Origin of the sequence: Bradyrhizobium sp. CCBAU 45321 (genome assembly GCF_028128975.1) — a bacterium.
Classification (GTDB): Bacteria; Pseudomonadota; Alphaproteobacteria; order Rhizobiales; family Xanthobacteraceae; genus Bradyrhizobium; species Bradyrhizobium yuanmingense.
Genome location: NZ_LFKZ01000131.1, coordinates 611,978 through 620,205, shown reverse-complemented (window position 1 = coordinate 620,205; position 8,228 = coordinate 611,978). Strand labels below are relative to the sequence as shown.

Annotated in this window: 4 protein-coding genes; all 4 read left to right on the top strand. The window is 66.0% G+C overall.

Annotated features, from left to right (window positions below; translation table 11 throughout):
- A partial coding sequence (locus ACM43_RS38535) for an amino acid adenylation domain-containing protein (protein ID WP_271547260.1) occupies positions 1-4,231 on the top strand: 4,231 nt, incomplete at its 5' end.
- Between the two features lie 4 nt (positions 4,232-4,235).
- Positions 4,236-5,216, top strand: a complete 981-nt coding sequence (locus ACM43_RS38530; RefSeq protein WP_271547259.1) for an alpha/beta hydrolase — start codon at positions 4,236-4,238, stop codon at positions 5,214-5,216.
- 81 nt (positions 5,217-5,297) lie between these two features.
- Positions 5,298-6,230, top strand: a complete 933-nt coding sequence (locus ACM43_RS38525) for an ABC transporter substrate-binding protein (protein WP_333920062.1) — start codon at positions 5,298-5,300, stop codon at positions 6,228-6,230.
- Positions 6,217-8,223, top strand: coding sequence for a Fe(3+)-hydroxamate ABC transporter permease FhuB (gene fhuB / locus ACM43_RS38520; protein WP_271547257.1), 2,007 nt, complete (start codon positions 6,217-6,219; stop codon positions 8,221-8,223). The genes ACM43_RS38525 and fhuB overlap by 14 nt, the downstream gene beginning before the upstream one ends.
- Positions 8,224-8,228: the final 5 nt, after the last annotated feature.

Below are 8,228 nucleotides of genomic sequence, written 5' to 3'. Positions count from 1 at the left end.
CGGTGATTCCATCATCTCTCTGCAGATGGTGAGCCGCGCGCGGCGCGAAGGCGTGCTCATCGAGCCGCGCGATGTGTTCCGGTATCAAACCATCGAGGCGCTGATTGCGGCGTCCCGAGATGTCGAGCCAGATAAGGAAGACCCCGCATCGGAGGGTGGCTCGCTGGCGGGACTCTCCAGGGAGCAGCTCCAACGGCTCGATCTGGACTGGAGCCGCGTCGAGGACGTCTATCCGCTGTCGCCGATGCAGCAGGGCATGCTGTTTCACAGCCTGCGCGATGTCGGCAGCGGCGTTTATGTCAATCAGGTCAGTGTCGAGATCCGAGGCCTCGACCCGGAACGGCTCGGCACAGCGTGGCGCGAGGTGAGCGCGCGTCATCAGATACTGCGGACCGGTTTCCTCTGGCGTGAGCTCTCCGGCTCTCCGCTGCAAGCCGTCTATCGCGACGCCATCGTGCCGTTCGCACAGGAGGACTGGCGCGGGCAGGCGATCAGGGATGAAAGAATTGCGGCGGCCCTTGCCCATGAGCGCGCCGCCGAATTCGACCTCCAGAGGCCACCGCTCCAGCGGGTGCGGTTGTTGCGGCTCCAGGACGACCTGTATCGGCTGATCTGGACCTATCATCACATCCTGATGGACGGCTGGAGCTCGGCAAGGTTCGTCGGAGAAGTCCTGGAGTGCTATTACGGCGGCGCTGCTGCCGCGAACGCCACGCGCTACCGCGACTATATCGCCTGGCTGCAGGCGCAGGACGCCAAGGCTGCCGAAGCTTTCTGGCGGGAACAGCTCAGGAGCTTCGATCAACCGACGCAGCTCTCCGATGCCTTCGGCGCGCGCCGCCATCAGGCATCCGGTCACGAGCGCTGTTACACGCGTCTCGGAGAGGCCGCGACTGCCGAGCTGAAGGCGTTCGCGCGGCGCGAACGGATCACGCTGAACACGATCGTCCAAGGCGTGTGGGCGCTGCTGCTGCAACGCTATACGGGCCAGAACACAGTGACGTTCGGCGTAACCGTGGCCGGTCGTCCGGCCGGTCTCGACGGATCGCAGCAGATGCTTGGCCTCTTCATCAACACGCTGCCCGTGATCGAAACGCTTCCGCCCGAAAGCCCGATCGGAGAATGGCTTCGCGCGCTGCAGGACCGCAATTCGGCGATCCGGGACTACGAGCACACGCCGCTCTATGACGTCCAGGGCTGGGCCGGCCGTGCCGGTCAGACCATGTTCGACAGCATTATCGTGTTCGAAAACTATCCGATCGAACGCAGCATGCACCGCGGCGCAGGCGCGTTGCAGTTCAGCGGCCTGAAGAATGTCGACGTGACGAACTATCCAATGGACCTGTCGGTGCTGGTCGAAGACACGCTCCAGGTCGAATACACCTATATGCCGAGCCATTTCACCGCGGTGCAGGCGACCCAGATCAAGGTGCAGTTCGAGCACTTGCTGGCGGAGCTGACGCGGGATGCCGCGGCCTTGCTTGGTAGCATCGATCCCGTCACGGAGCTCGATGCCGCTCTTGCAGATCGTTGCAATCGGCACGCGACGTCAAGCGCTCCCCTGGCGCTGGTGCATGAGGCGATCAGCAGCCATGCGCGGCGTTATCCGGAGCGGACGGCGCTGACCATTGGCGGCTCGGTGCTCTCGTTCGGAGACCTCGAGCGCAGGGCCAACCGCCTGGCTCATCACCTGATCGCCCGGGGGCTTAAGCCCGAGCAGCGCGTGGGCGTTGTGGTGGAGCGAACTGCTGCCACGATGATTGCGCTGCTGGCCGTGCTCAAGGCGGGTGGGGCCTACGTTCCACTCGATCCCGAGCTACCCTCGGAGCGGCGCGCGTTCGTCATGCGCGATGCCGCAATCGCGTTCCTGTTAACGGGTCCGCTCGAAATCGAGGGCAGCCCGGACGGCATGGAGCGAATTTCCTTGTCTTCGTTTGAGTTCGACGCGGGACCGGACCATCCGCCGCAGCCCGAACTGCATCCGGAAAACCTAGCCTATTTGATCTACACCTCGGGCTCGACGGGGACGCCAAAGGGCGTGGCCGTCGCCCACGGTCCGCTGGCGATGCACTGTCGCGTCACGGGCAGCCTCTACGAGATCGACGAAAGCTCCTGCGAGCTGCATTTCCTATCGCTGGCCTTCGACGGCGCCCATGAGCGCTGGCTCACGGTTCTGTCGCATGGCGCACGGCTGTTGATGCGTGACGCCGAATTGTGGACGCCGGAACAGACAGTCGAGAACCTGCACGCCCATCGCGTCAGCCATATCGGATTGCCGCCGGCCTACCTCCAGCAGGTCGCCGATTGCGTCGAGCAGAGCGGCAATCCACCGCCGGTCAAGCTCTACTCGTTCGGCGGCGAGGCGATGCCGAAGGCGGGCTTCGACAAGGTCAGGCGCGTTCTCAAGCCACGCATTCTGATCAACGGTTATGGCCCGACGGAAACCGTCGTCACGCCGCTGGTCTGGAAAGTCGATGGCGCGTCCGAGTGCGACACGCCCTACGCGCCGATCGGCCTGCCGGTCGGAGACCGCCGCGCCTACATTCTGGATGCCGCACTCGACATCATTCCCGCCGGGGTCGCCGGCGAGCTTTATCTCGGCGGCTTCGGCCTGGCGCGCTGCTATCACGGCAAGGCCGGCATGACCGCAGAGCGCTTCGTCCCTGACCCATTCTCGTCGACCCCGGGAGCGCGGCTGTACCGCACCGGCGATCTGGCGCGGTGGCGCGAGGATGGCACCGTCGAATATCTCGGCCGCAGCGATGACCAGGTCAAGGTCAACGGCTTCCGGATCGAGCTCGGGGAGATCCAGACCTCGCTGCTCCGTCATGAGGCGATTGCGCAGGCGGCGGTGGTGGCAGTGCCGAGCGCAGCCGGAAATCAGCTCATTGCCTATGTCGCACCGAAGGCGGCAGATGACGCCGCGCCCGAGGCGGCCGAGAGGCTGGTCGAGCGCTTGACCGGTTTCCTGAAGCTGATCCTGCCGGCCTATATGGTGCCGGCGCGGATCATGGTGCTGGAGCGGTTGCCGACTTTGTCGAGCGGCAAGATCGACCGGCGTGCATTGCCGGCTCCCGATGCGTCGATGCGGAGCTTCGTCCCTCCGCAAGGCCTGGCGGAGACCGCGATGGCGCGCCTGTGGTCCGAGATCCTGGACGTGCCGCAGGTCGGGGTCACCGACAATTTCTTCGAGCTCGGCGGTAATTCGATCCTGTGTCTCAAGGTCGTGGCGCGGGTTCGTCAGGACAAGACGTATGGGATCGAGATCAAGCTGCGCGATCTGCTCCAGAAGCCCACGATCCGCGCCTTGCTCGCCGGCAGCGCGACCGCGGCGTCCGCCGTCGCACCCGCCCCATCGGCGCTGCTGCCGCTGAATGCCGCGGTTCGCGGCGTGAACCCGGTATTCGCCGTGCATGGCGGCTTTGGCACCGTCTTCGACTATGGGCCGCTGGCACGCCGCCTCGAAGGGCACCGGCAGGTGATCGGGCTGCAATCGAGAATGCTGGTCGATTCCTCGTGGACCGACGCCTCCCTCGAAGCCATGGCCGTGGACTACGCGGCCGAGATCCGGCGGATGCAGCCGCGCGGTCCCTACAGCCTGGTCGGCTGGTCCTTGGGAGGACTGCTGGTCGGTCTCGTCGCGGCCGAACTCGAACGCGGCGGTGAGCGCGTCGATCGTCTCGCGCTGGTCGACAGCTTCGTGCCGCGGCGGCCGGACGGACCGAGCCCGCAGGAGGCGATTGCCCACTGGGCCGACGATCTCGCCGGATTGCTCTCGGCGGTCCTCCCGAACGCTGCGGCCTCTCGCATCAAGGCGCAGGTCGAGGCATGGAAACGTGCTGATCTGCCGGAGACGCCGGGGCACATTCGCGACCTCGTTGCTTCTGTTGTGGAGCAGGGCAGGAGCGTGAGAGCGGACGATGCATCGCTCGGCGCGGATGATTTGTCCGCTGCATTCGCAGTCGGACGGCACCTCAACAGGCTGGCGCAGAACGCCGCGCTGCCGCGGGGCCTCGAAGCCACGCCGCTCTGCTGGTGGACCTCGACCCGTCTGGCGCAGCGTGATCGGCTGGAATTGCAGTTGCCGAAGGCGGTCGATCGCGGCTTCGTCGGCGACAACCATTTCACGATCCTGAGGGATGCCGGCCTGCTCGATGAGATCTGCGGTCTGCTCGTGCCGGCGGCGGCGTCGACGATCGCGCAGGATACGGTCCCGGAGCCGGCGGAGTAAGCCTTTGAGTCTTGATCCAGATATCGCGGCATTGCTCGAGATGGTGCAGGCCGGCACCGAAAGCGGCGCGCGCGTTCCGTTTCCGCAATTGACTGCTGCGCAGGCGCGGGCCGATTTCGATGCGTCCTCGCCGCTGCTCGATGTCGATCCGCCGGCGCTTGCCTACGAGCGGCGTTTGTCGCTGCCGGTGCGGGATGGCGCGACGATCGAGGCGCGGCTCTATGCGAGCGCGCAGCCGAGCGAACGCACTCCCATTCCGGTCCTTCTCTACATGCATGGCGGCGGCTTCGTCGTCGGCAGCCTCGATTCGCATCAGCCATTGTGCCGCGGCCTCGCCAAGGACAGCGGTGCGGCCGTGCTCTCGGTCGGCTACAGGCTCGCACCGGAGCACAAGTTTCCGACCGCCTTTGAGGATGCCGTCGATGCGCTAGCCTGGATCGGCCTCGAGGGCCGCGCGATCGGGCTCGATCCGCGCCGGGTCGCCGTCGGCGGCGACAGCGCCGGCGGAACGCTTGCCGCCGCGCTCGCGATCGAAGCGAGGACAAACACGGACCTTCCGCAGCCGGTGCTTCAGATTCTCGCTTATCCCGGCCTCAGCTCCCGACAAACCTCCGCATCCTACGAGCACTACGGTACCGGCCATCTCCTGGAGCGCAGCACTGTCGATTGGTTCTTCCGGCTATATCTCCGCGACGAGTCGGATCGCGACGATTGGCGTTTCGCACCGCTCGCAGCGGATGATCTGTCGGGCCTCGCTCCTGCGTTCATCGTCCTCGCCGAGTTCGATCCCCTGGTGGACGAGGGGCGCGATTATGCAGCACGCTTGGCGGCGGCCGGCGTTCCCGTCGATCTGCACGTTTATCCCGGCATGATCCATGAATTCCTGCGCATGGGGAATGTCGTTGCCGATGCCTTGCGGGCGAGGGCGACGATCGGGCGGGCGCTGGCCAAGGCCTTTCTCGCCGCTGGCGAAAAGGCGGCCTGATATGGCAATGCAGTGTGAACGAGAGTATGTCATGATCATCATCTCTCGCGCTTCTGTGCGAGAGGCGCCTGAACGGATCCCATGAGCACGTCTATTCCAGACCATAGGCTGTCCCGCCGTGCGCTCCTCGGCGCGGGCGCAGCGATCGGAGGCACGGCCCTTGCGGGTACATGGCCCATGGCGTTTGCCCAAACTGCTGGATCGCAATCCGGGCTCCGGGTCGCTGCGCTCGGCTGGGCCTGTGCCCAGACGATCCTGGCGCTCGGCGTCGTGCCGCTTGTGATTCCGGAGATCGAGCGCTATGGCCGGCTCGTCGTCGAGCCGCCTGCTCCGCCCAGCGTTCAGGAGGTCGGTCTGCGTTCGGAGCCAAACCTCGAACTGCTGCAGAGTTTCGCCCCCGACATCATCGTTATCGATCCCAGCATTGCGGCCGCCATACCGCGGCTCAAGCTGATCGCACCGGTCGAAACGTTCACGATCTTCAGACCCGGCGGGCATCCCCTCGACACGGCGCGCCGTTCGACGCTGGAGCTTGCCAAGCGCCTCGGGGTGCAGTCCGCGTGCGAAGCCTATTTCGCCCGTTTCGACGTCGCCATGGCCGGCTATCGTGAGCGGCTCCAGAGTCGCGGCGGCAAGCCGCTCTATCTCGTCAGCGAGATCGCGCGCAACCGCGCGCTCGTGTTCGGTCCGAACAGCCTCTATCAGGAGGTGCTCGATCAGTGCGGATTGAGGAATGCCTGGACCGGACAGAGCGGCCCATGGGGCCATACCAGTGTTGGGCTCGAAGTGCTCGCCGCGGTTCCGGACGCGCGGCTGGTGTTGATGACCTCGCGGGTCGCCGATGTCGAAGCGCTACTGAAGGCAAGCCCTGTGCTTCAAACCCTGCCGTCTCTTCGGTCGCATCGGCTGACGGTCCTGGGTAATCAGTTTTTCTATGGGGGCGTGCCGGCGGCCGAACGTTTCGCCCGCCTTCTCGCCGAACGTCTGCCGCGGGAAAGCCATGAGCAAGGCTGAGGCACTGCCGGCCCGGTCCGGCTTGGAGATGCATCCGGCGGTGCTGATCGGCTTGCTGCTGGCAGCCGCGGCCGCGCTGACCTGGCGCAACCTGTCCGGATATCTGCCCGCCGGCGCCTGGCTGCCGGTGTTGTGGCGGCCGGAGGTCACCGATCCCCAGCAGATGCTCGTGCACTACACCGTTTTTCCGCGCATCGCAGTGGCGCTGCTGGCCGGCGCAGCCCTCGGTCTTGCCGGCACGGTCTCTCAGCAGGTGTTGCGCAATCCGCTTGCAGAGCCGAGCACCATCGGCGTCCTGAACGGCGCCTATCTTGCGCTGGCCGTGACGACGCTGTGGGCGCCGTCGCTGCTGGCCTTCGGCCGGGAGTGGATTGCGCTGTGCGGCGGGTTCGCTGCGTTCCTGTGCGTGTTCGGGCTGACCTGGAAGCGTGCGCTGTCGCCCGTCGTCCTGGTGCTCGCCGGATTGATCGTCAGCTATTACTGCGCGGTGACCACCCAGGCGCTGGTGCTGCTCAACCACGAATATCTGATCGGTCTGGTCATCTGGGGCGTCGGCTTCCTCAATCAGCAGGATTGGAGCAACGTCACGTTCCTGGCGCCGCGGCTGCTGATTTCGATCGTGCTGATCGCGGCGATGGTTCGTCCGCTGACCCTGCTCGGCTTCGACGACGAGACCGCGCGCAATCTGGGCCTCGGATTGACGAGGGCCCGGGTCTTCGCGCTCGTCATCGCGATCGCGCTCAGTGCGTCAGTCGTCAGCGTGGTCGGCGTCATGGGATTTGTCGGTTTGTCCGCGCCGGCAATCGTCATGCTGTCGGGCGCGCGCCGCTTTCGCGACCGGCTGATCTGGGCGCCACTTTGCGGCGCCCTGCTGCTGTGGCTGACGGATCAACTCGTGCTTCTGATCCCGCCCGGCTATCGCGAAATGCCGGCCGGTGCAGTGACTGCCCTGATCGGCGCGCCAATGCTGCTCGTGCTGCTGCCGCGGCTGCGGGCCGCCATGCCGATGGGAAACCTCACGCCATCCGCTCCGGCGCGGCTCGATCATCCCTGGCGCGTGATCCTTTCGGCCTTAGTCGTGCTGCTGCTTGCCGTCTGGATCGCACTCGCCCTCGGGATCGGCTCCGACGGCTGGCGCTGGAGCGGCCTGTCGGGCTTGCAGGAGTTCTGGCCGTGGCGCTGGCCGCGCGTGGTGTCGGCGCTGGCAGCAGGCGCGACGCTGGCGGTCGCCGGTACGCTGCTGCAGCGGATGACCGGAAACCCAATGGCCGCGCCGGAGGTCATGGGCATCAGCTATGGCGCCGCGATGGGCGTAATCGTTCTGCTCTATCTCTTTCCCGCCCACACCCGGCTGGAGCAGATTGCGGCGGCCGGGATCGGCGCCTTCATCGTGCTGGCGCTGGTGCTGCTGTTCAGCCGGCGGTCCGAGTTCAGTCCGGAGCGCGTGCTGCTGGCAGGCGTCGCCATGAGCGCGGCATTCGGCGCGATCATTGCCATGGCACTGGCGACGGGTGATCCCCGCATTGGCACGCTGCTGTCGCTGCTGACAGGCTCGCTCTACCAGATCGGCCCGGCCGAGGCCGCAATCCTTGCCGCCGCGGCGCTTGTTCTGCTGATCATGGTGCCAATGCTGTCCCGTTGGCTCGATATCCTGCCGCTCGGACCTGCGACCTCGCGTTCGATCGGCATCTCGCTGACGCGGAGCCGTGTCATCATCATGCTGCTGACGGCGTTGCTGACGGCAACGGCCACGCTGATGGTTGGTCTTCTGAGCCTGGTCGGCTTCATCGCACCGCATATGGCGCGGATGATGGGGGCGCAGCGTGCGCTGCATCAGGCGGCGCTGGCCGCGTTGATCGGGGCGATCCTGATGGTCACGGCGGATTGGGCCGGACGCATGGTGATCTTTCCGTTCCAGATGCCCGCCGGCATCTTCGCCATGATGCTTGCCGGACCTTATCTCATCTGGCTGCTGCGGCCGCAGCGAGGTTGACTGCG

Excerpts from the sequence above, each read along its gene's own strand:
- ACM43_RS38525 (WP_333920062.1), top strand. The coding sequence starts at position 5,298 with ATGAGCACGTCTATTCCAGACCATAGGCTGTCCCGCCGTGCGCTCCTC.
- fhuB (WP_271547257.1), top strand. The coding sequence starts at position 6,217 with ATGAGCAAGGCTGAGGCACTGCCGGCCCGGTCCGGCTTGGAGATGCAT.